General features: G+C 72.7%; 19 protein-coding genes. 12 read left to right on the top strand and 7 right to left on the bottom strand.

Translation table 11 applies throughout. The features are described 5' to 3' along the window. Positions 1 to 42: 42 nt before the first annotated feature. From ABH925_RS25520 to ABH925_RS25540, 5 genes are all read left to right on the top strand, one after another. Entirely contained in the window at positions 43 to 966 is a 924-nt protein-coding gene (locus tag ABH925_RS25520; RefSeq protein WP_370151236.1) for an SDR family oxidoreductase, read from the top strand. A 26-nt stretch (positions 967 to 992) separates the two neighbouring features. Beyond that, positions 993 to 2306: an acyl-CoA dehydrogenase family protein gene (locus ABH925_RS25525; protein ID WP_370151237.1), complete on the top strand. Its 1314-nt coding sequence runs from the start codon at positions 993 to 995 to the stop codon at positions 2304 to 2306. A gap of 16 nt (positions 2307 to 2322) precedes the next feature. Further along, positions 2323 to 3813 (top strand): aldehyde dehydrogenase family protein, encoded by a 1491-nt coding sequence (locus tag ABH925_RS25530; protein ID WP_370151238.1) that lies wholly within the window; start codon positions 2323 to 2325, stop codon positions 3811 to 3813. 66 nt (positions 3814 to 3879) lie between these two features. Beyond that, the gene (locus ABH925_RS25535; RefSeq protein ID WP_370151239.1) at positions 3880 to 4956 is read left to right on the top strand and encodes a Zn-dependent alcohol dehydrogenase; all 1077 of its coding nucleotides are present in this window, start codon (positions 3880 to 3882) and stop codon (positions 4954 to 4956) included. Between the two features lie 129 nt (positions 4957 to 5085). Then, positions 5086 to 8436, top strand: coding sequence for a sacsin N-terminal ATP-binding-like domain-containing protein (locus tag ABH925_RS25540; RefSeq protein ID WP_370151240.1), 3351 nt, complete (start codon positions 5086 to 5088; stop codon positions 8434 to 8436). A gap of 131 nt (positions 8437 to 8567) precedes the next feature. Here ABH925_RS25540 and ABH925_RS25545 read toward each other — a convergent pair whose 3' ends face one another. The 3 genes from ABH925_RS25545 to ABH925_RS25555 form a co-directional block, all read right to left on the bottom strand. Continuing rightward, positions 8568 to 10031 (bottom strand): DUF2079 domain-containing protein, encoded by a 1464-nt coding sequence (locus ABH925_RS25545; RefSeq protein WP_370151241.1) that lies wholly within the window; start codon positions 10029 to 10031, stop codon positions 8568 to 8570. Positions 10032 to 10177: 146 nt separating this feature from the next. Further along, the gene (locus ABH925_RS25550; protein ID WP_370151242.1) at positions 10178 to 12658 is read right to left on the bottom strand and encodes an HAD-IC family P-type ATPase; all 2481 of its coding nucleotides are present in this window, start codon (positions 12656 to 12658) and stop codon (positions 10178 to 10180) included. Positions 12659 to 12700: 42 nt separating this feature from the next. After that, the gene (locus ABH925_RS25555) at positions 12701 to 13090 is read right to left on the bottom strand and encodes a DUF2530 domain-containing protein (protein WP_370151243.1); all 390 of its coding nucleotides are present in this window, start codon (positions 13088 to 13090) and stop codon (positions 12701 to 12703) included. A 245-nt stretch (positions 13091 to 13335) separates the two neighbouring features. Between ABH925_RS25555 and ABH925_RS25560 the strand changes: the two genes are divergently transcribed. Next, on the top strand, positions 13336 to 14793 hold the full coding sequence (locus ABH925_RS25560; protein ID WP_370151244.1) for an NCS2 family permease: 1458 nt from the start codon (positions 13336 to 13338) through the stop codon (positions 14791 to 14793). 59 nt (positions 14794 to 14852) lie between these two features. Here the strand turns inward: ABH925_RS25560 and ABH925_RS25565 are convergent, their stop codons facing one another. After that, positions 14853 to 15113 (bottom strand): Txe/YoeB family addiction module toxin, encoded by a 261-nt coding sequence (locus tag ABH925_RS25565; protein ID WP_370151245.1) that lies wholly within the window; start codon positions 15111 to 15113, stop codon positions 14853 to 14855. After that, entirely contained in the window at positions 15110 to 15367 is a 258-nt protein-coding gene (locus ABH925_RS25570) for a type II toxin-antitoxin system Phd/YefM family antitoxin (RefSeq protein WP_370151246.1), read from the bottom strand. The genes ABH925_RS25565 and ABH925_RS25570 overlap by 4 nt, the downstream gene beginning before the upstream one ends. A gap of 147 nt (positions 15368 to 15514) precedes the next feature. Here ABH925_RS25570 and ABH925_RS25575 point away from each other — a divergent pair, with 147 nt between their 5' ends. From ABH925_RS25575 to thpR, 3 genes are all read left to right on the top strand, one after another. Further along, the gene (locus ABH925_RS25575) at positions 15515 to 15949 is read left to right on the top strand and encodes a MarR family winged helix-turn-helix transcriptional regulator (RefSeq protein ID WP_370151247.1); all 435 of its coding nucleotides are present in this window, start codon (positions 15515 to 15517) and stop codon (positions 15947 to 15949) included. Positions 15950 to 16023: 74 nt separating this feature from the next. After that, positions 16024 to 17592, top strand: coding sequence for an MFS transporter (locus tag ABH925_RS25580; protein WP_370151249.1), 1569 nt, complete (start codon positions 16024 to 16026; stop codon positions 17590 to 17592). 170 nt (positions 17593 to 17762) lie between these two features. Next, complete coding sequence (thpR, locus tag ABH925_RS25585) at positions 17763 to 18317, top strand: RNA 2',3'-cyclic phosphodiesterase (RefSeq protein WP_370151250.1); 555 nt, start codon at positions 17763 to 17765, stop codon at positions 18315 to 18317. Here thpR and ABH925_RS25590 read toward each other — a convergent pair. Beyond that, the gene (locus ABH925_RS25590; protein WP_370151251.1) at positions 18281 to 19597 is read right to left on the bottom strand and encodes an MFS transporter; all 1317 of its coding nucleotides are present in this window, start codon (positions 19595 to 19597) and stop codon (positions 18281 to 18283) included. The genes thpR and ABH925_RS25590 overlap by 37 nt on opposite strands. Before the next feature lie 403 nt (positions 19598 to 20000). On the opposite strand from ABH925_RS25590, the gene ABH925_RS25595 reads away from it, so the two are divergent. After that, a complete protein-coding gene (locus ABH925_RS25595) occupies positions 20001 to 21197 on the top strand; it encodes a helix-turn-helix domain-containing protein (RefSeq protein ID WP_370151252.1) in 1197 nt (398 codons plus the stop codon). A 172-nt stretch (positions 21198 to 21369) separates the two neighbouring features. Here ABH925_RS25595 and ABH925_RS25600 read toward each other — a convergent pair whose 3' ends face one another. After that, a complete protein-coding gene (locus tag ABH925_RS25600; RefSeq protein WP_370151253.1) occupies positions 21370 to 21573 on the bottom strand; it encodes a cold-shock protein in 204 nt (67 codons plus the stop codon). Positions 21574 to 21862: 289 nt separating this feature from the next. Between ABH925_RS25600 and ABH925_RS25605 the strand changes: the two genes are divergently transcribed. Together ABH925_RS25605 and mqnC are read left to right on the top strand one after the other, a co-directional pair. After that, entirely contained in the window at positions 21863 to 22708 is an 846-nt protein-coding gene (locus ABH925_RS25605) for a menaquinone biosynthetic enzyme MqnA/MqnD family protein (RefSeq protein ID WP_370151279.1), read from the top strand. Between the two features lie 108 nt (positions 22709 to 22816). Beyond that, entirely contained in the window at positions 22817 to 24106 is a 1290-nt protein-coding gene (mqnC, locus tag ABH925_RS25610; RefSeq protein WP_370151280.1) for a cyclic dehypoxanthinyl futalosine synthase, read from the top strand.

Below are 24106 nucleotides of genomic sequence, written 5' to 3' on the forward strand. Positions count from 1 at the left end.
TAGAATCTAACGGTCCGTCAGATTCTTGAGGAGGGCTTCGACGTGGGCGAGTTCCTGCACGGCAAGGTGGTCGCGGTGACCGGCGCGGGGCGGGGTATCGGCCGAGCCGTCGCCCTCGCCTGCGCCGCCGAGGGGGCGAAGGTCGTGGTCAACGACTACGGCGTGGCCATGGACGGCAGCACCCCGACCAGCGAGGTCGCCGACGCCGTGGTGAAGGAGATCCAGGCGGCCGGAGGGGAGGCGGTCGCAGTCGCCGACGACGTCTCCATGATGGCCGGCGGGGAGCGCATCGTCAGCACCGCCGTCGACACCTTCGGACGGCTCGACGGCGCGGTCTGCGTCGCCGGGATCCTGCGCGAGCGGATGCTGTTCAACATGGCCGAGGAGGAGTGGGACGCGGTCATCGCCACCCACCTCAAGGGCACCTTCACGGTCTTCCGCGCCGCCTCCGCGCTGATGCGGCGTCAGGGGCACGGCACGCTCATCGGGTTCACCAGCGGCAACCACGCCGGCAGCGTCAGCCAGGCCAACTACAGCGCGGCCAAGGGCGGCATCATCTCGCTGGTCCGCAGCGCCGCGCTGGGCCTGCACAAGTACGGGGTGACCGCCAACTGCGTCGCGCCGGTGGCCAGGACCCGGATGTCGGCGAACGTGCCGATGGAGCTGAAGGAGATCGGCGAGCCGGAGGACGTCGCGGCGCTGGTGGTCTACCTGCTCTCCGAGCAGGCCAGGGAGACCACCGGGCAGGTCTACACGGTGGCCGGGCCCAAGATCGCGGTCTGGGCCCAGCCCCGCGAGCTGCGCGCGGTGCACGCGGCCGGGCCCGGCGCGGACGGCGTCAGCTGGACGCCGCAGCGGATCGCCGAAGTGCTGCCCGGCTCCGTCGGCAGCGACCCCATGCCGATGCTCGCGCAGTTGGAGGCCATGGCCGCGGCGGCCGCCGCCAAGCAGCGTCCCAACGCCTGAGCCGGACGAGGAGCAGCGAGTACCCGATGGACTTCTCCTTCAGCGCCGCGGACCACGCCTTCCGCGGCCGCGCCCGCGCCTGGCTGGCCGAACGCCTGGGCCCGGGCGGCGCCTTCGCCGACCTGCACGACGCCGAGAACACCCCGGACCCGGCCCGGCGCCGGGCGTGGGAACGCGAGCTGGGCGCGGGCGGCTGGATCGGCCTCGGCCTGCCCCGGGCCCCCGGCGTGCCCGGCGATGGCCCGTCCGGCGCCGGCCCGTCCAGCGCCGGCCCGTCCGGCGCCGGCCCGTCCGGCTCTGACCAGTACGACGGCGAGCCGTCCCGGGCCGACCTGTCCCGGCAGGTGGTGTGGGCCGAGGAGTACGCCCGGGCGGCGGGGCCCGCGCGGCTGGGCATCGTCGGTGAGCATCTGCTCGCGCCGACGGTGCAGCGGCACGGCACCGACGCGCAACGGGCCCGGTTCCTGCCGCCGATCACCAGTGGCACCGAGATCTGGTGCCAGGGCTACAGCGAGCCCGGGGCCGGCTCCGACCTCGCCGCCGTCCGTACCGCCGCGACCCTGCGCGACGGCGCGTGGTCGGTCACCGGGCAGAAGACCTGGACCTCGCTGTCCCAGTGGGCGGACTGGTGCTTCGTGCTGGCCAGGACCGAACCCGGCTCGACGCGGCACCGCGGCCTGAGCCTGCTGCTGCTTCCGATGGACCAGCCAGGACGCGTCGACGTCCGGCCGATCCGGCAGATCGACGGGGAGTCCGAGTTCAGCGAGGTGTTCTTCGACGACGCCAGGGCCGACGCCGACGCGGTGCTGGGCGCGCCCGGGGACGGCTGGCGGGTGGCCATGGACCTGCTCTCGTTCGAACGCGGCGTCGGCATGCTGGGCCGTCAGATCGGCTACGCCCGGGAGCTGCGGACCGTGCTGCGGGCGGCCGCCGACTCCGGTGCGACCGGCGACCCGGTGCTGCGCTCGCGCCTGGTCCGGCAGTGGGCCGACCTGCAGGTGATGCGCAGCAACGCGCTGCGCACCCTGGGCACGGCCGAGCCCGGCACCGCCGCGGTCGCCAAGCTGGTCTGGGGCGGCTGGCACCAGCGGCTGGGTGAGCTGGCGGTCCAGGTGCTCGGCCCGGACGGGGCGCTCGGCACCGGCGGTCACGCCGAGGGCCGTCCGTCCGCCGCCCAGCGGCTGCTGCTGTTCTCCCGCGCGGACACCATCTACGGCGGCAGCGACCAGATCCAGCGCACCCTCATCGCCGAGCGGGTGCTCGGCCTGCCCCGCGAGCCCGCGCCCGGCGGCGCTTCGTCGGCTGCCCCCGCCACCATCTCCCCCACTGCCTCCGGCTGACCGAACAGGACGTCAGATGCCCAGTACTGAGAACGAGTTCAGGTTGTTCGTCGACGGGTCCTGGCGTGCGGGCGGCGACGGCAGCTACGCCGTGGTCAACCCGGCCACCGAGGAGCTGGTCGGCCGCGCGCCGGAGGCCTCGCCCGCCGATGTCGCGGCCGCCGTCGACGCCGCCCGCGCCGCCTTCGAGACCTGGTCCAGGACCAAGCCGTCCGAGCGGGCCGCGGTGCTGTTCCGGGTGGCGGACGTACTGCTGCGGCGCAATGACGACTTCGTCCCGCTGCTCCAGGCCGAGACCGGGGCGACCATCAGGGTGGCCTCCTCGATGCAGGTCCCGGTCGCCGCCGAGCGGTTCCGGCGGTACGCGCACGGCGCGCTCGAACCCGCCGTCAGCGCGCTGGCGCCGAACGCCGTACCGGCCTCGCCGCTCGCGGCCGGCGGTCTCACCAGCGCGGTGGCCGCGCGCCGTCCGGTCGGCGTGGTCGGCTGCATCACCTCCTACAACTTCCCCATCGTCAACCTCGCCGGGAAGCTGGCACCCGCGCTGGCGATGGGCAACACCGTAGTGGCCAAGCCCGCGCCGCAGGACCCGCTGGGCTGCCTGAAGCTGGGCGAGGTGTTCGAGGAGGCGGGCGCGCCGCCCGGGATCTTCAACGTGGTCACCGGCTCCGGTGCGGCCACCGGGGCGGCCCTGGTCGCCTCGCCCGAGGTCGACATGATCAGCTTCACCGGCTCGACGGCGGTCGGCCGGCGCATCGCCGCGGACGGCGGACCGACGCTCAAGCGGCTGCTGATGGAACTCGGCGGCAAGGGCGCCGCGGTAGTGCTGGAGGACGCCGACCTGGCGAAGGCGATCCCCGCGATCGGTTCCACCTGGGCCTTCCACTCCGGCCAGATCTGCACCGCGCCCACCCGCGCCCTGGTCCACCGCTCCCGGTACGACGAACTCGTGTCCGGGCTGGCCCGGTTCGCCGCCGCGCTGCCGGTGGGCGACCCGCTGCTGCCGGGCACCGTGGTCGGCCCGGTGATCAGCGCGGCGCACCGGGACCGGGTCGAGGCGTACATCGCCGGGGCCGTCGCCGAGGGCGCGCGCCTGGTCACCGGCGGCACCCGCAAGGAGCACGCCACGCCCTTCCCGGACTTCCCGCCCACCGGCTACTACGTCGCGCCCACCCTGCTGGCCGACGTCACCCCGACCATGACGGTGGCCCGCGAGGAGGTCTTCGGCCCGGTGGTCGTGGTCATCCCGTTCCAGGACGACGAGGAGGCGGTGGCCATCGCCAACTCCACCGACTTCGGCCTGTACGACTACGTCTTCACCGCCGACACCGCCCGCGGCTACGAGCTCGCCGCCCGGCTGCGCAGCGGCAGCGTCGGCCTCAACACCGCGCAGCGGCATCCGGAGACGCCGTTCGGCGGCTTCAAGCAGAGCGGCACCGGCCGCGACGGCGGCTCGTACGGGCTGCACGCCTACAGCGAGATGCAGGCCGTGGTCTGGCAGTCCTGAGCCGCTCCGTCCGTCCCGTCCGCCGCCGTCCGCCCACCGTCCCACACACCCAGCCGGGAGCAGGTCATGAAAGGCATCATCTTCGACGGCAAGTCCCCCCAGGTCGTGGACGACCTGGAGATCCGCGACCCCGGCGTCGGCGAGGTCCTGGTGGCCGTCGCCGCGGCCGGGCTGTGCCACAGCGACCTGTCGGTCATCGACGGCACCATCCCCTTCCCGGTCCCGGTGGTTCTCGGGCACGAGGGCGCCGGCATCGTCGAGGCGGTCGGTCCCGGGGTCGTCCACGTCCGGCCGGGCGACCACGTCGCCCTGTCCACCATCGCCAACTGCGGGACCTGCAAGGAGTGCGGTCAGGGCCGGCCGACGATGTGCCGCAAGGCCATCGGCCGCCCGGACCGGCCGTTCACCCGCCGCTCCGACCCGGGCACCGCGCTCTACAGCTTCGCCTCCGCCTCGGTCTTCGCCGAACGCACCCTGGTCAAGGCGGTCCAGGCGGTCCGGATCGACCCCGAACTCCCCTTCGCCTCCGCCGCGCTGATCGGCTGCGGCGTGGTGACCGGGGTGGGCGCCGCGCTGAACCGGGCCCGGGTCGGCATCGGCGACACCGTCGTGGTCATCGGTTGCGGCGGCATCGGCCTGAACGCGATCCAGGGCGCCCGGATCGCCGGCGCGGGCCGGATCGTCGCGGTCGACGCGGTCGCCGGGAAGGAGGGCCTGGCCCGTACCTTCGGCGCCACCGACTTCGTCGACGCCCGCGCCGTCGCCTCCACCGTGGACGCGGTGCGCGAGCTGCTTCCGGACGGGGCGGACCACGTCTTCGAGTGCGTGGGCACCACGGCGCTGATCCGGCAGGCGATCGACCTGCTCGACCGGCACGGCCAGGCGGTGCTGCTGGGCGTGCCGCCGGCCGGCGCCGAGGCGGCCTTCCGGGTCGCCGACATGTACCTCGACAAGTCCATCCTCGGCTGTCGCTACGGCTCCTCCCGCCCGCAGACCGACATCCCGCGCTACGCGGAGCTGTACCGGTCGGGGCTGCTGCTGCTGGACGAACTCGTCACCGTCACCTTTCCGGTGGACGAGTTCGAGGCGGCGGCCGAGGCCACCCACAGCGGGCAGGTGGCGCGTGCGGTGCTGACCTTCTGACCCGGTCCGACTCACGCCGCGTGCCGCGCGGGGTGGACCCTGGCGCGGAATGTCAGTGGGAACAGGGAGAATGCCCGCGTACAGCCTCGCCGTGCGGGTGAGGGCGGCGACAGCGGGGAGACGACGGCCATGGATGCGCGAATCGTGGACTACGCGGCGGGCGGCGCGACGGCTGACGTGTTCGGTACGGCGGCACTGCGGCGCCGGGTGCTGGAGGCGTGGGCGGCCTCGCCCGCCCGCTTCCGCGAGGACGCCAACGCCGAGGAGGAACTGGCCCTCGGCGGCTACCGGGACCGGCTGGTGGTCGAGCTGGCGCAGAACGCCGCCGACGCCGCCGCCCGGGCCGGCGTCCCCGGACGGCTCCTGCTGACCCTGCGCGACGGGGTGCTCTGCGCCGCCAACACCGGTGCGCCGCTGGACGCGCAGGGCGTGGAGTCGCTGTCCACGCTGCGGGCCTCCTCCAAGCGCGGCGCCGACGGCGAGGCGGCCGTCGGGCGCTTCGGCGTCGGCTTCGCCGCCGCGCTCGCGGTGTCCGACGAGCCCGCCGTGCTGAGCCGCTCCGGCGGGGTCCGCTGGTCGCTGGCCGAGGCCCGGAGCCTGGCCGCCGACCAGCAGTCGCTGGCCGAGGAACTGCGCCGCCGGGACGGCCATGTGCCGCTGCTGCGGCTGCCGCTGGCCGCCGAGGGCAGCCCGCCCGAGGGGTACGAGACGGTGGTGGTGCTGCCGCTGCGCGACGCCGCCGCCGAGGACCTGACCCGGCGTCTGCTGGACGAGGTCGACGACGCCCTGCTGCTGACCCTGACCGGCCTGGCCGAGGTCGTGGTGGAGACCACGGCCGGGGACGGTGCCGACGCCGGGACGCAGACCCGCACCCTGACCCGGCGCGAACTCCCGCCCGCGCACGACCGGGGCGGCCCCGCCGTGGTCGTGGTCACCGGCCCGGAGGGGGAGAGCCGCTGGCAGGTCGCCACCGCCGGCGGCACGCTGGCCGCCGACCTGCTGGCCGACCGCACCGTCGAGGAGCGGCACCGCCCGCAGTGGTCCGTCACCTGGGCCGTCCCGGTCGACGCCGAGGACCGCCCGGTCCCGCCGCGTACCGTCCCGGTGGTGCACGCGCCGACCCCGACCGACGAGCCGCTCGGTATCCCGGCGCTGCTGATCGCCTCGTTCCCGCTGGACTCCACCCGCCGTCACATCGCGCCGGGGCCGCTCACCGGCTTCCTGGCCGAGCAGGCCGGCGAGGTGTACGCGGGGCTGCTGCGGTCGCGCGGCGCCGACGTCTCCTCGCTGGCCCTGGTGCCGGGACCGCTCGGCCAGGGCGAGGTGGACGGGCTGCTGCGCCGGGCCGTGCTGTCCCGGCTGCCCGAGGTCGCCTTCCTGCCGCGCACGGAGTCGGAGCGGCCCGACGCCGACGCCATGGCCGATCCGGACACCGACGGTGAGGCCGAGTCGTCCGGCGCGCTGCGCCCGCGCGACGCGGTGCTGCTGGAGGGCGCGGACGCGCAGATCGTCCGGGCCTTGGCCGACGTGATCCCCGGCCTGCTCCCGGCCGGTCTGGAACGTCGTCAGGAGCTGCGCACCCTGGGCGTGCGGCGGTTGGCGCTCGCCGAGACCGTCGACCAGCTCGCCAACCTCGACAAGGAACCCGCCTGGTGGCGCAACCTCTACGGGGCGCTGGCCGGAGCCGGCACCGAGGCCGAGACCCTCGGCGCGCTTCCGGTCCCGCTCGCGGACGGCCGCACGGCCACCGGCCCGCGCCGGGTCCTGGTCCCCGCCGGCACCGAGGTCAGCGGCGAGGACCTGGCGCTGCTCGGCCTGCGCCTGGTCCACCCCGAGGCGGCGCATCCGCTGCTGGAGAAGCTGGGTGCCGGGGTGGCCACCCCGGTCGGCGTGCTGGAGACGGCCGAACTGCAGGCCGCGGTGCTGCGCTCGGCCGACAGCGACGACCAGGACGAGGCCGAGGACGTCGCCGAGGCCGTGCTGCGGATCGTCCGCGCCGCCGGGATCGGCCCCGGGACGTACCCGTGGCTGGCCCGGCTGGCGCTGCCGGACGACGAGGGCGAGCTGGTCGCCGCCGGTGAGCTGGTGCTGCCGGGCAGCCCGCTGGCCGCGATCGTGGACGAGGACGACGCCGTCTTCCTCGACGAGGACTGGCTGGAGCGCTGGGGTACGGAGGTGCTCAGTGCGGTCGGCGTCGGCCACGTACTGAGCCTGGTGCGCGCCGAGGAGGTGGTGCTCGACCCGGACGACCTGGAGCGGCTCGACCCCACCGTCCCGGCCGACCGGGCGGCCGGCGGCGAGCCCACCGGCCTGCTGGACGAGGCCCCGGACGGCTTCGCCGACTGGGCCGAGGAGGTCGCCGAGCAGCTCAAGCAGGACGGGATCGACGCCGATCCCGGGGTGCCGGAGGTGCCGCCGGTGGCCGCCGAGCTGCTCGCCGTCCGCGACCTCGACCTGGTCGACGACGACGCCTGGCCGCAGGCCCTGGCCATGCTCGCCGCCCCGCCGCTGCGCGACGCGGTGGTGACCCCGGTGCGGCTGCTGCTGCCCGACGGCCGCAGCGCGCAGGTCCCCCCGTACGCGGCCTGGTGGCTGCGGGACCACCCGGTGCTGGACGGCCGCCGCCCGGCCGGGCTGCGCGCCGCCGGCGCCGACCCGCTGCTGCGCGGCCTCTACGAGGAGGCCAGGACCGGCCTGGACGAGGTCTTCCTGCACGCCCTCGGGGTGCGCACCACGCTCAGCGCGCTGCTGGGCGAACCGGACGGCCCGGACGAGGTGCTGTACCGGATGACCGACCCCGACAGCGACATCTCGCACCGCCAGCTGAACGGCCTCTACACCGCGCTGGCCTCGGTCGACCTGGCCCGGGTCGCGCTGCCCGAGGAGGTCCGCGCGCTGCCCCCGATGGACCCGGACACCCGCCGCCGCCCGGACGGCACCGTGGTGGTCGACGTGTCCGAGGCGGTCATCGCGGACGCCCCCGACCTGGTGCAGCTGCTGGACGGCTTCCCGCTGATCACCGTCGCCCCGGCGCTCGCCGCGGCGCTGGCCGAGCGGCTGCACGTGTCGCTGGCCAGCGAGGTGGCCGGCGGCCGGGTGCTCAGCGAGGGCACCGTGCACCGGATCCCCGACGTGGTCAGGGAACTGCTGCCGGGCTGCCCCGAGGTCTACGAGGAGCACGAGGAACTGCTGGTCGTCGGCCCGGACGGGAAGGACGCCACGGTGGACTGGCGCTGGGACCCGGACAGCCCGGCGCCGGAGCTGGAGCAGGACGCCGACGAGGCCGCGGAGGCGGACGAGTTCGCCGCCCCGGTGCCGCACGGCGCGCTGCACGCCGCCACCCCGGAGGGCCTGGCAGCCGGTCTGGCCTGGGCCTGTGGACAGTGGCACCGCCGCTTCGAGGCCCTGGCGGCGCTCTCCGACCCGGCCCGCGGCTACGAACTCAGCGCCGCCCGCGACTTCGAGGCCCGCGCCTTCTAGGAGCTGGGCCGACAACCGGAGGGAATGGTCACAGCGAGCGGCCGTCGGCCCGGCCGAGGTGGGTGCCGCGCCGAGGTGTTCGGCGCGGCCGTCGCCTCAGGGCCGTCGGCCGCGTCGGCTGGCTGCGGCCGTCAGTTCACCAGCTTCGCGACCTGGAACTCCTGCTCGTTGAAGACCAGCCGGTACTTCGAGCCGGGGTGCAGCGACTGCGCGTACGCGGCCGCGTCGCCCGGGGGGCTGGACCAGCCGTAGGACAGGTCCAGCGCGACGTACTGCGGGGCGACCGTGTCCACGCCGATCCAGAAGAGCGTGGTGCGGCCCGCCAGGTGGGCCATCAGCGTGACGTTGGCCTCCACCGTCGCGCCGTTCGGGATCGTCGCCGAGGCCCGCCGCAGCATGGCCACCCGGGCGTCGCTCTGGGTGTAGGTCGAGGGCATCAGCGCGTTCAGCACCGGCAGCGACATGGTCACCGTCAGCGCCAGCGCCACGGCGGTGACGGCCGGCACCGCCGCCTGGCTCGCGAAGGTCCGCAGCTGCGGCGGGCCGTAGGTCTCGGACCTGCGGATGGCGTCCACCAGGGCCAGGAACAGGATCGGCATCAGCACCGCGTTGTAGTGCCAGTCCATGCCCCAGTAGCTGTCGTTGGACGAGGTGAAGCGCCACAGCAGCGTCGGCAGCACGACCAGCACCAGCGGCGACCGCAGCGCCAGGAAGGCGGTGATCGCCAGCAGGTAGCCGACCGTCTGCAGCTTGATGTCCGGGGTGACCAGCAGGTGCAGCAGGCTCAGCGGGGACGTGGACAGCGCGTGCATGGGCGAGCCGCCGGGCATCTTCGACATGTAGTCGTACTGCCCGTGCGGGTTGAAGTGCGGGATCACCAGGTCGACGGTGAGGAACAGCATGACGATGCCGAACACCGCCAGCACCGCACCGACCAGGTACTGCCGCAGCAGCACCAGCACGATGCCGATGGCCGCGACGGTCAGCCCCATGTCCTCCTTGACCAGCACCAGCGGCAGCGCCCAGAACGCCGCCCGGTACCAGCGCTGCAGCAGGATGTTGCGCAGCACCAGCGCCAGCAGCGGCACCGCGAAGCAGATCTCGTGGAAGTCGAAGTCGACGCCGCGCTGCAGGCCCCAGGACAGCCCGTAGGCGAGCCCGATGCACAGCCCCTTCGCCCGGCTGGTGAAGCGTGCGGCGGTGGCGCCGACGATGGCGACCGAGCTCGCGAACAGCGCCGACTGCGCGACCAGCAGCGTGACCGGGGAGGGGAACACCCGGTAGAACGGCGCGAGCAGCGCCAGGATCGGGCTGAAGTGGTCGCCCAGGATGTTGTATCCGGGGGCCTTGATGTTCACGATCGGCGCGTGCAGATGGGCGTACTGCTGTATCTCCTGGACGAAGATCGCCAGGTCCCAGGACATCGACGAGTAGTGCGTGTAGCGGACCGTCTCGATCACCGCGTACACCGCGAAGAACAGCAGTCCGAGCAGCAGGAACGGCACCGTGCCCCGGTCCGGGACGAACCATCGGCGGCTGGGTTCGGCCGGGACGCCGATCGGCGCCGCCGAGGGCGCGTCGGTGTCGGTCGTCATGCTTCCCCCTGCGGGCTCGTGCTGTGGGCTTGTGCTGCGGGTCCTGCGCTGCCTGCTTCCAGGGCTGTCTGCTCGTCCAGACCTGCCCAGCACCGTACCCGGGATTGCCGGGATCCAGAATCATGCACGGCGACCGGGCGGGTGGTCTAATCCTCCCCGGTACGACGCAGCCACCGCCAGACCAGTTCCAGCAGCACCCCGGCCACCAGGGCGACCGCCACCCCGGTCCACGGGTCGCGGTAGCCGTCCAGCCGCAACTGGAAGAACCGCTGCAGCCACGGCGTGATCAGCACCACCGCGAAGGCCCCGCCCATCGCCAGCACCAGGGTGATCCGCCACCAGTTGTACGGGCGGGCGATGATGGCCAGCACCCACAGCGCCACCAGGAACAGCGTCAGCGTGGTGGTGCTGGTGTCGGCGACCTGCGCCGTCGCGTGGTCGGCGCGGGCCAGCAGGTACGACACGAAGGACGCCGCCCCGCAGATCACCCCGGCGGGCACCGCGAACCGCAGCACCCGCCGGACGAACCCGGGCCTGGCCCGCTCGTTGTTGGGCGCCAGCGCCAGGAAGAAGCCGGGCACCCCGATCGTCAGCGCGCTGAGCACGGTGGAGTGCCGGGGCAGGAACGGGTACGGCACCCGGGCGATGATCACCGCGAGCGCCAGCAGCACCGAGTACACCGTCTTCACCAGGAACAGGTTGGCGACCCGCTCGATGTTGCCGATCACCCGGCGGCCCTCGGCGACGACCAGCGGCAGGGTCGCGAAGCGGTTGTCCAGCAGCACGATCTGCGCCACCGCCCGGGTCGCCTCGCTGCCCGCGCCCATCGCCACGCCGATGTCGGCGTCCTTCAGCGCGAGCACGTCGTTGACGCCGTCGCCGGTCATCGCCACGTGGTGGCCCCTGGACTGCAGTGCGGCGACCAGGTCGCGCTTCTGCTGCGGGGTCACCCGGCCGAACACCGAGTGCTTCTCGGCGGCGTCGGCCAGCGCCCCGGCCTCGGTCGGCAGGGTGCGGGCGTCGACCGGGTCCTCCGCGCCGGGCAGGCTCAGCGACCCGGCGACCGCGCCGACCGACACCGCGTTGTCGCCGGAGATGACCTTGGCCGCGACGTTCTGCTGCTCGAAGTACCGCAGGGTGTGGCCCGCGTCCGGACGCAGCCGCTGCCGCAGCACCACCAGCGCGACCGGGACCAGTCCGGCCGCCGGGTCGGGGGCGTCCAGCGTGGTCACGGTCCGTCCCAGCAGCAGCACCCGCAGGCCCTGCGCACCCAGCAGGTCGACCTCGGCGAGGGCCGGGTGCCCGGCGGTCAGCAGCACGTCCGGGGCACCGAGCAGCCAGGTCGCCTCCGCGCCGTCCGGCCCGCGCAGCGAGGCCCCGGACCACTTGCGGGCCGAGGAGAACGGCGCGGCCCGCAGCATCAGCCAGCCCTCGGCGACGGGATAGGCGTCGATGATGGCCTGCAGGCTGGCGTTGGGACGGCTGTCCGCGCCGCCCAGAACCCCCAGCACCTGCGCCGCGAGCCCGCCCGCACCGTCCGCCGCAGCCGCTACGCGGTCCGGGACTGCCGCGCCGTACGGGACCGGCGCGCTGTCCGGGGCGGCCGGGCCGGCGGCCGCCGCCGCACCGTCCGGGGTGGGTGGCGCCAGCGGGAGCAGGTCGGCGACGTCCATCCCGCCCTCGGTCAGCGTGCCGGTCTTGTCCAGGCAGACGGTGTCCACCCGGGCCAGCCCCTCGATCGCGGGCAGCTCCTGGACCAGGCACTGGTGCCGTCCCAGCCGGACCACGCCGATGGCGAAGGCCATCGAGGTCAGCAGCACCAGGCCCTCCGGCACCATCGGGACGATCCCGGCAACCATCCGGCGCACCGCCTCGGCGACGTTGTGCTGCTCCACGTACAGCTGGCTGAGGACCAGCCCCAGCGCGGTGGGGAACAGCAGCCAGGTGATGTAGCGGAGGATGGTGTCGATACCGCTGCGCAGCTCCGACTGGACCAGGGTGAACCGGCTGGCCTCCTCGGCCAGCTGCGCGGCATAGGCCTCCCGGCCGACCCGGGTGGTGGTGAACGCGCCCGAACCGGCCACCACGAAGCTGCCCGAGAGCGCGGGGTCGCCCGGCCGCTTCAGCACCGGGTCGGCCTCACCGGTGAGCAGCGACTCGTCGATCTCCAGGCTGTCGGCCTCGGCGACCTGCCCGTCCACCGTGATCTTGTCGCCGGAACCCAGCTCGACCAGGTCGCCCAGCACGATCTGGGCGTTGGTCAGTTCCACCGTCTCGCCGCCGCGCCGGACACGGGGGCGGGCCTCGCCGATCACGGCGAGGTTGTCCAGGGTGCGCTTGGCGCGCAGCTCCTGGATGATCCCGATGCCGGTGTTGGCGATGATGATGAAGCCGAACAGCCCGTCCTGCGGTGGTCCCACCACCATGATCACTGCGAACAGGCAGCCGATGATGGCGTTGAACCGGGTGAACACGTTCGCCCGGACGATCTCCTGGGTGGAACGGCTGGACCGTACCGGGACGTCGTTGACGTCACCGCGCGCCACCCGTTCGGCGACCTCGGCGGATGTCAGTCCCGGATGGCGACCGGGAGGCGACGGAGGTGCGGTTCCGGCCGGTGCGGTCATGCAGTCGACCCTAGGCGGACACCGTCGGTGCCGCCGCCCGGCTTACTCCGGTCGGGCCGACGGATTCCCGTCCCCGGCACCGTCCGTGCCGCCGCCGGTCGCGTCGCCGTCCGCCGGGTTGGTCGCCGCGTCGGTCGCCTCGCCGTCCGCCGTGCCCGCCGCCTCGCCGCCGCCGCCGGCGTCTGCGGCCTCGGCCTGGCGGGAGCGGGCGATGGCGTCGCGGCGGGCGCGGCAGTACCAGATGCCGATCAGCCCGAGGCCGAAGCCGGCCAGGCAGGTCCAGAGCCAGTCGGTGTGACCGTGGGCGGAGAGCCAGCCGTGGAACGGCAGCAGCACGACGAAGCCGACCAGCCAGAGCACCGTGCCGCCGGTCACGATGGCGACGTCGTTGGCCTCCATGGGCGGCGCGGCGGGCAGCTTGGTCGTCTTCACGCGGACAAGAGTACGGGGGCCGTCGACAGCCGACCGTCGAGAGGGAGCGGGACACGGAGCGGCACGGGACGGGACATCCGCCGTCCGCCTGTCGCTCTATTCGTGCGATAGCACAGTCTACGCGCGCAGATAGCCGAAGCGGTTTATGCAATTCATACTGGCCGTTCCGGTTCGGAACGTGTGTCCGGCCAGCGCCGAACCCCCACCGCAGCACCCTGAACAGCGCCAACCCCGAGGATCTCCGCATGCCATCCCTGGCCACCGCCCAGGACCAGTCGCCCGAGGCCGGCGGAGCCCCGCCGCGCAACGCTGTCGACCGTTACTTCAAGATCTCCGAGCGTGGATCCTCCGTCGCCCGCGAGATCCGCGGCGGTGCGGCCACCTTCTTCACGATGGCCTACATCATCGTGCTGAACCCGATCATCCTGTCCTCGGGTGTGGACAAGTTCGGTCACCATCTGAACACCAGCCAGCTGGTCACCGCCACCGTGCTGACGGCCGCGCTCACCACGCTGCTGATGGGGGTCATCGGCAACATCCCGCTCGCCCTGGCGGCCGGCCTCGGTACCAACAGCATCGTGTCGCTGCAGCTGGCGCCCAAGATGACCTGGCCGGACGCGATGGGCATGGTGGTGCTGGCCGGCTTCGCGATCATGCTGCTGGTGGCCACCGGGCTGCGTGAGCGCGTCATGAGCGCCGTCCCGCTGGGGTTGCGCAAGGCCATCGCCATCGGCATCGGGCTGTTCATCGCCCTGATCGGCCTGGTCGACGGGGGCTTCGTCACCCGCATCCCGGACGCCGCGCACACCACCGTCCCGCTGCAACTGGGCGGCAACGGCCATGCGGACGGCTGGCCGGTGCTGGTGTTCGTCGTGGGCGCGCTGCTCACCCTCATCCTGATGGCCCGCAAGGTCCCCGGCGCGATCCTGATCAGCATCGTGGTCGGCACCCTGCTCGCGGTGGTGATCGACAAGATCGCGCACGTCCCGGCGGGGGAGTGGGGCCTGACCGTCCCGGTGCTCCCGCACAGCATCGTCGCAACGCCGGACTTCGGCCTGCTCGGCAAGGTGAGCCTGTTCGGCGGCTTCCATCAGGTCGGCGTGCTGACCGGGGTGCTCTTCGTCTTCACCGTCCTGCTGTCCTGCTTCTTCGACGCGATGGGCACCATCCTCGGCGTCAGCGACGAGGCCCACCTGCTCGACGACGAGGGCAACCTGCCCGGCATGAGCAAGGTGCTGATGATCGACGGCATCGCCACCGCGGTCGGCGGCGCGACCTCCAGCTCGGCCAACACCTGCTTCGTCGAGTCCACGGCCGGCGTCGGCGAGGGCGCCCGCACCGGCCTGGCCAGCATCGTCACCGGCCTGTTCTTCGCGGTGGCGCTCTTCCTCACCCCGCTGGCGACCATGGTCCCGACTCAGGCCGCCACCCCGGCCCTGGTCGTGGTCGGCTTCCTGATCCTGTCCAACAGCGTCATGGACATCGACTGGTCCGACTTCACCCTCGCCGTCCCGGCCTTCCTGACCATGATCATCATGCCGTTCACCTACTCGATCACCAACGGAATCGGCATGGGGTTCCTGGTTTTCTGCATCCTGAAGATCGCCACCGGCCGCTACCGCGAGGTCCCCGTCGCCCTCTACGTGGTCGCCGCCGTCTTCGCCTTCTACTACCTCATGCCCGCCTTCGGCCTCACTCGGTGATGCTCCCCGCTCGGCTGGCTGGGGGCGAGCGGGGAGCTTCGGTGGCGCGTCCGTCCGGGTCAGCTCTCGTAGTGGTAACGGCACTGCGCGATCAGAACCGCGTCCTCGGTGACCTTGTGGATCAGTCGGTGCTCGTCATTGATACGCCGCGACCAGTAGCCCTGGAACCCGTGCTTCAGGGGCTCGGGCTTGCCGATTCCCTCATTCCCGTTTCGCGCGACATCGGCGATCAGGGCGTTGATCCGCTTCAGCATCCTCCGGTCCTGGAGCTGCCACCACAGGTAGTCCTCCCGGGCGCGAGAGGCAAAAGTGATTTTCACTCGTCGGTCGCCAGCTCGTGGACGGTGCCCCCGCCGTTTTCCAGTTCCTCGATCGAGGCGAGCAGTCGCCTGGCGTTCGCCGGGCTGCGCAGCAGGTATGCCGTCTCTTTCAACGACTCGTAGTCCGCAAGGGAGACTATGACGACCGGATCATGGCCGGCGCGGGTGATGACGACCTCTTCCCGGTCGTCGTTGACGGAGTTGAGCACCTCGGCGTACCGCGCGCGGGACTCGGAGTAGGTCATGGTCTTCATTGCCGCCCACCTTTGCTCTTGTACAAGAAACTGTACGTACATGGCGGGCTTGCGGCAAGCATCCGGGGGTTCCCGTGTTCGGCTGTCCGGCTGGGGGCGGCGCAACTGGTTTTTCTTTAGGCAGGGTAATGAGTTAGACTAACAATCATGCCCGAGCTCTCCGAGAGCGACGCCGCGGCGGTTTCGACGCTGCGGTCCGCTGTGATGCGACTGTCCCGACGCCTGCGCAACCAGCGCGTCGAGGAGTCGCTGACGCCTACCGAGATGCAGGTGCTGGCCACGCTGGCGCGCTGCGGGAGTGCGTCGCCGGGGGAGCTCGCGCGCAAGGAGCACGTCCAGCCGCCGTCGATGACCAGGATCATCGCGATGCTGGAGGAGAAGGGGCTGGTGCGGCGGGAGCCGCACCCCGACGACCGGCGCCAGGTCGTCGTCAGCAGCACCGAGCAGGCCGAGAGCATCCTCGACCAGAGCCGTGCCAAGCGCGACGCCTGGCTGGCCGACCTCACCTCGGGGCTCACCGAGGAGGAGTGGACGGTGCTGCGCGCCGCCGCTCCGGTGCTGGAACGGCTGGCCCAGCTGTGACCGACCGCCCCGACTGCTCCGCCCGCACCATCCGTACGACCCGCAGGACTCACTGACAACCAGGGGACAGGCCTTTGCCTTCATCGACCGGAGCCACCACACACCGCACCCGAACCGCCACGACCACCGACTCCACCGCCGTCAGCCTCGCCACCGAGGCCGATGCCGCCGAGGAGACCCCCACCGCACAGCCTTTCGTCGTCCCCGGTGACGACGACCCCGACGAACGCACCGCGCCGTCGGCGCCCCGAAGCGGCGGAACCAGCCGCAGTACCACCCGAAGCAGCACCGCACGCACCACCGGTGCCGGAACCACGGGCACCCGCACCAACTCCGGCCGCCGCGGCATGTTCTCGGCGCTGGGCAACCGCAACTACCGGTACTTCTTCATCGGACAGGTCGTCTCCAACTCCGGCACCTGGGTCCAGCGCATCGCGCAGGACTGGCTGGTGCTCAGCCTGACCGGAAGTGCCTTCGCCGTCGGCGTCACCACTGCCATGCAGTTCCTGCCGATGCTGCTCTTCGGCCTCTTCGGCGGGGTTCTCGCCGACCGCTTCCCCAAGCGCCAGCTGCTCATCGCCACCCAGGCCGCCATGGGCCTGCTCGCCGCCGGTCTGGCCGCGCTCACCCTGTCCGGGCACGTCCAGGTGTGGCACATCTACGCGTTCGCCTTCCTGCTCGGCATGGTCACCGTGGTGGACAACCCCACCCGGCAGACCTTCGTCGTGGAGATGGTCGGCAAGAAGGACCTCGGCAACGCGGTCAGCCTCAACGCCGCCAACTTCCAGACCGCGCGGCTGATCGGCCCCGCCGTCGCCGGAGGTCTGATGGCCGCCGTGGGCTCGGGCTACGCCTTCGCGGTCAACGCGGTCTCCTTCGGCGCGGTCATCCTCGGCCTGCTCGCGATGCGCGGAGCGGAACTCCACCGCACCCCGCGACTGCCGCGCGAGAAGGGACAGTTGCGCGCCGGACTGCACTACGTGGCCGGACGCCCCGACCTGGTCTGGCCGATCGTGCTGGTCGGCTTCATCGGGACCTTCGGCTTCAACTTCGCCACCATCCTGTCCGCCTTCGCCTACTCGGTCTTCCACGTCGGACCGGGTCTGTACGGGCTGCTCAACACGGCGATGGCGGTCGGTTCACTGGTCGGCGCGCTGCTCGCGGCCCGGCGCAGCAGACCACGGCTGCGGCTGCTGGTCGGCGCGGCGCTGGCCTTCGCGGTGCTGGAGTCGACGGCGGCGCTGGCCCCGTCCTACTGGGTGTTCGCCGCGCTGCTGACGCTGGTCGGCCTCTTCGGGCTGACCCTGAACACCGCGGCCAACTCGCTGGTCCAGCTGCGCACCGACCCGGCCATGCGCGGCCGGGTGATGAGCCTGTTCATGATGGTGTTCGCCGGCGGGACGCCGCTGGGCGCACCGCTGGTCGGCTGGATCACCGAGCAGTACGGGCCCCGGATCGGGCTGCTCGCCTGCGGTCTGGTCTCCGGGTTCGCGGCGGCGACGATCGGCTTCGTGCTGGCGCGGATCGGCAACCTCCGGGTGCGGCTGGACCTGCAGCGCGGTCCGGAGCACCAGCTGGTGGCCTTCGTCCCGCGCCAGCAGGTCCGGCAGGAGCGGGACATCGAGGTCGCGGCGGCGGCCTGAGCCCGGGGCCCGGGTGGGTGTCCGGCTCCGGCCGGCCACCCACCCGGGCCCCGCCCCGGCCACCGTCGGCGGCCGGCGCCTGCCGGGCCTCTTCGCGGGCTTTGTCGTCATGGACAAGTTTCTGCCGGGTCGGGCTTCCGCCTGTGATGACCATGGTCAAGACTGCCGGAATGAGACTTTTCGTCGCCGTTGTGCCGCCGCCGGCAGCGATTCAGGAGCTGACCGGTGTGGTCGCCGCGCTGCGCGGGCTGCCGCAGGGCCGGGCCCTGCGCTGGACCGGCGAGCCGACCTGGCATGTCACCCTGGCGTTCCTCGGCCAGGTCGAGGCCGAGGCGGTGTCCGGCCTGGAAGCCCGGCTGGCCGCTGTGGCGGAGGGCCGGCCGGCACCGGAGCTGCGCCTGGCCGGCGGAGGCTGCTTCGGCGACCGGGCGCTGTGGGCGGGGCTGCGCGGCGACACCGGCCCGCTGCGCGCCCTCGCCGAGGCGGTGACCGACGCGGCTCGCAGCACCGGCGTCGACCTGGACGACCGGCCGTTCCGTCCGCACCTTACGCTGGCCCGCACTGCGGGACGGAGCACGGCGGGCGGTCTCGGCCCGCTGGCCGCCGCACTCACGGACTTCTCCGGCAGCTCCTGGACGGCGACCCCGCTACGGCTGATCCGCAGTCACCTCGGGGCGGGGCCCCCGCACTACGAAACGGTCGGGGAGTGGACGCTGGACGGCTGACGCACGCCCCCGCCCCCGGCCGCCGCCGCCGCAGCGGGGGTCCTGGCCGGTGCCGTCGCGGCGACGGTGCCGCCCCCCGCCGGTGCCCCGGCGGCCGCGGGCGGCAGCGGGACCAGCAGTCGGCGGGTGACGAGCAGCAGCAGCGCCGCCGCCGTGATCCCGCCGACGGCGACGGTCGCCGCGCCCCGCAGCGAGTCCCCGACCAGCGCCCCGCTGACCGCCGAGCCCAGCGCGTTGCCGGTGGCGAAGAGGGTGACCAGCCAGGCGAAGGCCTCGGTGGTGGTGCCCGCCGGGGCCAGTTCCGCGATCAGGACGAAGGCGGCGGCGAGCAGCGGTGCCAGCCCCAGGCCGGAGACGAACGCGGCGGTGCCCATCGCGGCGGGGCCCGGGATCAGCAGCAGCGGGAGGTAGCAGAGCGCCATCGCGGCCGCCAGCGCCCAGGTCCTGGTCGCGGTCGGCGCGGTCCAGCGGACCGCGCCGTAACCGAGCGCGCCCAGCAGCCCGGCCAGCGCGGCCAGCGCCAGCAGCGCCCCGGCGCCGCCGGGGATGCCCGGATGGGACTGGGCGTAGGCGACGAACAGGATGTTCTGCGCGCCGACGGCCCAGCCGGTGCCGGCGAAGGCCAGCAGCAGCAGGACCAGCCCGGGGGAGCGGAGCGGACCGAGCCAGCCGCCGCCGTGCCCGTGGCCCGCCGTCGCCGGGGCGCGCCAGGCGCGGGCGGGGGCGGAGGTCGCGACCGCGAGCGTGCCGACCAGGCCGAGCCCGGCCGCGAGCCACAGCGCCGCTGCGGGACTCGCGAGGACGGCCACCCCGGCCACCAGCAGCGGCCCGGCGACGTAGAGGATCTGCTGCGAGGCGGAGTCCAGCGCGTACGCGGTCTCCAGGGCGGCGGGCTCGACGATGTCCGGCCAGAGCGAACGCAGGCAGGGTTCCAGCGGCGGCATGGCAAGACCGGCCAGCGCGGCGCCGCCCATCGCCAGCGCGGGGTTGCCGGGACCGGCGGCCAGCGCGGCGTAGCCGCAGGCCGCGACTGCGGCGGAGGCGAGCAGCACCCGGGGCTGCCCGACCCGGTCGACGGCGCGCCCCAGGACCGGCCCGCCGATGGCGGCGGCGATGGCGTACGCGGCGGTGGTGAGGCCGATCCGGGAGTACGGCGCGGCGGCGTGGTGCAGTGCGAGCGCGATGGCGACGACGGTCATCCCGGCGGGGAGGCGTCCGGTGAGCGTGCCGATCAGCAGCCGGGCGACCTGCGGGCCGCGCAGCACGGTGAGGTAGCCCACAGCGGCAGGTCTCCTGAGGGGTGGGGGATGGCGGAGCTTCAAAGTTATACGTATAACCTGACCGGTGCAAGCCCGGTCGCAGCCCGGCCGCCGGCGCCGCCCGTGGGGCCGGCGGTGACGATGTGGTGATGGCGCGGTGATGATGCCGCAGCCTCGCCGGTGACCCGCGACCGCCTTTACGCTGCGGATAAACGGGTGATCGTGCTCCGCTTTCGAGCGTTGACACCTCAGTAACATGCGACAGATACTGCGACGCAAGCATCGGAAGTCGTTCTTTTTCGAAGGAATTCCGAGCGGATCTTTCACGTCGGGGGGAAGTGAGATTCCGGACGCTGCCATCAATTGCTGTCAATGAATGGCATTGACAGATGGGCGGCATTTCCGGACCGGCGGAGGAGGTCTTTTGGCCGCAGCCAGGCATGCCCATGCGAATACCGCTACCGCTGTACGGGACCGCCCCTGGGCGGTGCTGCCGTGCGGATTCGCGGCGCTGATCAGAGCCGAGAACGTACGCCTGGCGCCCGAGGTGGTGCGCGAGATCCGGCGGCAGATACCCGAGTACGCCCGGCCGCTGGGCGGGAGCTTCGGCAGTGCGATCCAGCAGGGCACGGCCCGGTCGCTGGCGCAGTTCGCGGAGCTGATCGCGGACGACCGCGCCAACCCCGAGGAGTCGCTGCGGGTGTACCGGTCGCTGGGACGCGGCGAATGGCGCGAGGGCCGCAGCCTGGACGCGCTGCAGGCCGCGTACCGGCTCGGCGGGCGGCTGGCCTGGCGCCGGTACGCGCAGGTGGCGCGCAGTGCGGGGATGCCGCCGACGGCGATGGCGGTGCTGGCCGAGGCGATCTTCGCGCATATCGACGAGATGGCCGCCGCCTCGGTCGAGGGCTACGCCGAGGCGCGGGCCGACTCGGTCGGCACCCTGCGCCGGGCCCGTGGGCGCCTGGCCGGGCTGCTGGCCGACGGAGCGGCGGAACCGGCGCTGACCGACGCGGCCCGGTCGGCGCGCTGGGAACTGCCGGAGCAGATCGCGGGGGTGGTGACGCTGCCGGCCGGGGCCGCCGCCCGGATCAGGGGCCTGCCGTACCTGCTGGTCCAGCCCGAGGGCGCGGAACCCTGCGCCTTCCTGGCCGAGCCGGACACCCCCGGCCGGGTCGAGGAACTGGCCCGTGCGCTGGGTGAGCAGACGGTCGTGGTCGGCCCCTCGGTCCCGGTGCGCAAGGCCGCGCAGTCGCTGCGCTGGGCCCGTACCGTGGCCGCGCAGCCGCGCGAGCCCGGACTGGTGCGCTGCGACCAGCAGTTGGCGTCGGTGCTGCTGCTGGGCGACGAGGAACTGGTCCGGCTGCTGGCCGAGCGGCGGCTGGCACCGCTGGCGGGGCTGACCGAGAAACGCCGGCACCGGCTGGAGGCGACCCTGCTGGTCTGGCTGGAGACCTGTCGCGGCAGCGCGCCCGAGGTCGCCTCGCGGCTGGGGCTGCATCCGCAGACGGTCCGTCAGCGGATGCGCCGGATCGAGGCCCTGTTCGGTGCGGCGCTGGCGGACCCGGACACCCGCTTCGAGATCGAGGTGGCGCTGCGCGGGCGGCGGCTCTGCCGGCTGTGACCGGCCGGTCCGCCACCCGGCGGGCGCCGGCAAAGGCAGTAAAGGCAGAGGGCCCGTGGTCGCGGATGCGACCCGGGCCCTCTTGGGTTGGTGCTGTGCGAGCCACCGGAAGATCAGGCGACCTGGTCGGCCACGGGGGACGGCCAGGGGCGGGTGATCGTTGGTTGGGACGTCAGATCGTGGTGACGTTCTCCGCCTGCGGACCCTTCGGGCCCTGCGTGACGTCGAACTCCACAGCCTGGTTCTCCTCAAGCGAGCGGAAGCCGTTCGCGTTGATGGCGGAGTAGTGGACGAAGACGTCGGGGCCGCCGCCGTCCTGGGCGATGAAGCCGAAGCCCTTCTCGGCGTTGAACCACTTGACGGTTCCGGTCGCCATACCGTTCTCCTTGCGAGGGACGTAAAGGACACCACACCTCGTGGTGCCCGGTCCGCTGCGCTGATCGCCCCGCCTTCAGGTACTTCTTTGACAAAGCTCTGAAAACTACAGAAGCCCGCGGTCACATGCTCCGCAGGCTCAAGTACTGCATGGGAAATCAAACTGCAACTGCGAGAAACCCTAGCACGCAGCCATGGGCCCGGCCAGAGTCGATCTCATCCCTCGGTCTACTGTGCTGCGTGTGGATACTTACACCGAGCGTGACGGCGACACCGACGACTCCGGGCGTGTGGACGGTCCCACCGACGGCCCCACCCGGCCCCGTGTCGGACACATCCAGTTCCTCAACTGCGTCCCCATCTACTGGGGCCTGGCCCGTACCGGCTCCCTGCTGGACCTGGACCTGACCAAGGACACCCCGGAGCGGCTGAGCGACGCGCTGGTGGCCGGGGACCTCGACATCTCGCCGATCACCTGCGTCGAGTACCTGCGCAACGCCGACCAGCTGGTGGTGCTCCCGGACATCGCGGTCGGCAGCGACGGACCGGTGCTGTCCTGTGTGATCGTCAGCCAGGTGCCGCTGAGCGAACTGGACGGCCGCCGGGTCGCCCTCGGCTCGACCAGCCGGACCTCGGTGCGGCTGGCGCAGCTGCTGCTGGCCGAGCAGTACGGCGTGCGGCCCGACTACTACAGCTGCCCGCCCGACCTGGCGGCGATGATGCAGGAGGCGGACGCCGCCGTGCTGATCGGCGACGCCGCGCTCCGCGCCACCATGCACGACGGCCCCCGGCTCGGCCTGGACGTGCACGACCTGGGCGCGATGTGGAAGGAGTGGACCGGGCTGCCCTTCGTCTTCGCGGTCTGGGCCGCCCGCCGCGACTACCTGGCCCGTGAGCCGGAGTCGGTGCGCGAGGTGCACCGGTCCTTCCTGGAGTCGCGCGACCTGTCGATGCAGGAGGTCGACAAGGTCGCCGAGCAGACCGCCCGCTGGGAGGTCTTCGACCAGGAGCTGCTGCGCCGCTACTACGCGGAGGCGCTGGACTTCTCCTTCGGCGACCGCCAGCTCGACGGGATGCGGGAGTTCGCCCGTCGGATCGGAGCGAGCACGGATCACGTGGTCGTGCTGGACAGCTGACGCGCGGTCCGTCCCGGCGGGCTCCACAAGGTGGGCTGACCGGCCTGGCGTAGTCTGGGCGAGGCCTACCACCCAGGTGGTGCTGCTGGAACGAACGTAGACGTGACGATGTGGAGAGAGGACGCCGAGGTGCTTGAGACCGCCCCGCCCCAGGAGACCGACCTGCAGGCCGTCCTCGACCGCGCCGCCGCCGGGGGCCGGATCAGCCCGGAGGAGGCGCTCGACCTCTACCGGCACGCCCCGCTGCATGCGCTCGGCACGGCCGCCGACACCGTGCGCCGGCGCCGCTACGCGGGCACCGAGCACATCGCCACGTACATCATCGAGCGCAATATCAACTACACCAACGTCTGCGTGACGGCCTGCAAGTTCTGCGCCTTCTACGCCGCCCCCAAGGATGTCGAGAAGGGCTGGTCCCGCGACCTCGACGAGATCCTGCGCCGCTGCGCGGAGACGGTCGAGCTGGGCGGCACCCAGATCATGTTCCAGGGCGGGCACCACCCGGACTACGGCGTCGAGTACTACGAGCGGGCCTTCTCCGCGATCAAGAAGGACTTCCCGCAGCTGGTCATCCACTCCCTCGGCGCGTCCGAGATCGAGCACATGTCCCGGATCTCGGGCGTCACCGCCGAGGAGGCGATCCGCCGGATCCACGCCGCCGGCCTCGACTCCTTCGCCGGTGCCGGCGCGGAGCTGCTGCCCGAGCGCCCGCGCAAGGCCATCGCGCCGCTCAAGGAGTCCGGCGAGCGCTGGCTGGAGATCATGGAGATCGCCCACGGCCTGGGCGTGGAGTCCACCTCCACCATGCTGATGGGCACCGGCGAGACCAACGCCGAGCGGATCGAGCACCTGCGCATGATCCGGGACGTGCAGGACCGCACCGGCGGCTTCCGCGCCTTCATCCCGTACACCTACCAGCCCGAGAACAACCACCTCAAGGGCCGCACCCAGGCGACGCTGTTCGAGTACCTGCGGCTGATCGCGGTGGCCCGGCTGTTCCTCGACAACGTCGCGCACATCCAGGGCTCCTGGCTGACCGTCGGCAAGGAGATGGGCCAGCTGTCGCTGCACTACGGTGCGGACGACCTCGGCTCGGTGATGCTGGAGGAGAACGTGGTCTCCTCGGCCGGGGCCAAGCACCGTTCCAACCGGATGGAGCTGATCCAGCTGATCCGCGCGGCCGGCCGGGTGCCCGCGCAGCGCGCGACCACGTACGAGCACCTGGTCGTCCACGACGACCCGGCGAACGACCCGGTCGACGACCACGCCTTCTCGCACATCGCCTCGACGGCGATCGAAGGCGGGGGCGTGCGCGCAGCGCAGTCGAACAAGGGTGGTGGTGGGCGACGGGAGGGCGGCACGGCGCATCCGGAGCTGAAGCTCCTCAACGCCAACTGA

The sequence above is a fragment of the Streptacidiphilus sp. EB129 genome, assembly GCF_041262645.1.
GTDB lineage: Bacteria > Actinomycetota > Actinomycetes > Streptomycetales > Streptomycetaceae > Streptacidiphilus.

What these genes read in the sequence shown, in the direction of transcription:
- ABH925_RS25525 (WP_370151237.1), top strand. Translation starts at nt 993, where the DNA reads ATGGACTTCTCCTTCAGCGCCGCGGACCACGCCTTCCGCGGCCGCGCC.
- ABH925_RS25530 (WP_370151238.1), top strand. Translation starts at nt 2,323, where the DNA reads ATGCCCAGTACTGAGAACGAGTTCAGGTTGTTCGTCGACGGGTCCTGG.
- ABH925_RS25535 (WP_370151239.1), top strand. Translation starts at nt 3,880, where the DNA reads ATGAAAGGCATCATCTTCGACGGCAAGTCCCCCCAGGTCGTGGACGAC.
- ABH925_RS25540 (WP_370151240.1), top strand. Translation starts at nt 5,086, where the DNA reads ATGGATGCGCGAATCGTGGACTACGCGGCGGGCGGCGCGACGGCTGAC.
- ABH925_RS25545 (WP_370151241.1), bottom strand. Translation starts at nt 10,031, where the DNA reads ATGACGACCGACACCGACGCGCCCTCGGCGGCGCCGATCGGCGTCCCG.
- ABH925_RS25550 (WP_370151242.1), bottom strand. Translation starts at nt 12,658, where the DNA reads ATGACCGCACCGGCCGGAACCGCACCTCCGTCGCCTCCCGGTCGCCAT.
- ABH925_RS25560 (WP_370151244.1), top strand. Translation starts at nt 13,336, where the DNA reads ATGCCATCCCTGGCCACCGCCCAGGACCAGTCGCCCGAGGCCGGCGGA.
- ABH925_RS25570 (WP_370151246.1), bottom strand. Translation starts at nt 15,367, where the DNA reads ATGAAGACCATGACCTACTCCGAGTCCCGCGCGCGGTACGCCGAGGTG.
- ABH925_RS25575 (WP_370151247.1), top strand. Translation starts at nt 15,515, where the DNA reads ATGCCCGAGCTCTCCGAGAGCGACGCCGCGGCGGTTTCGACGCTGCGG.
- thpR (WP_370151250.1), top strand. Translation starts at nt 17,763, where the DNA reads ATGAGACTTTTCGTCGCCGTTGTGCCGCCGCCGGCAGCGATTCAGGAG.
- ABH925_RS25600 (WP_370151253.1), bottom strand. Translation starts at nt 21,573, where the DNA reads ATGGCGACCGGAACCGTCAAGTGGTTCAACGCCGAGAAGGGCTTCGGC.
- mqnC (WP_370151280.1), top strand. Translation starts at nt 22,817, where the DNA reads ATGTGGAGAGAGGACGCCGAGGTGCTTGAGACCGCCCCGCCCCAGGAG.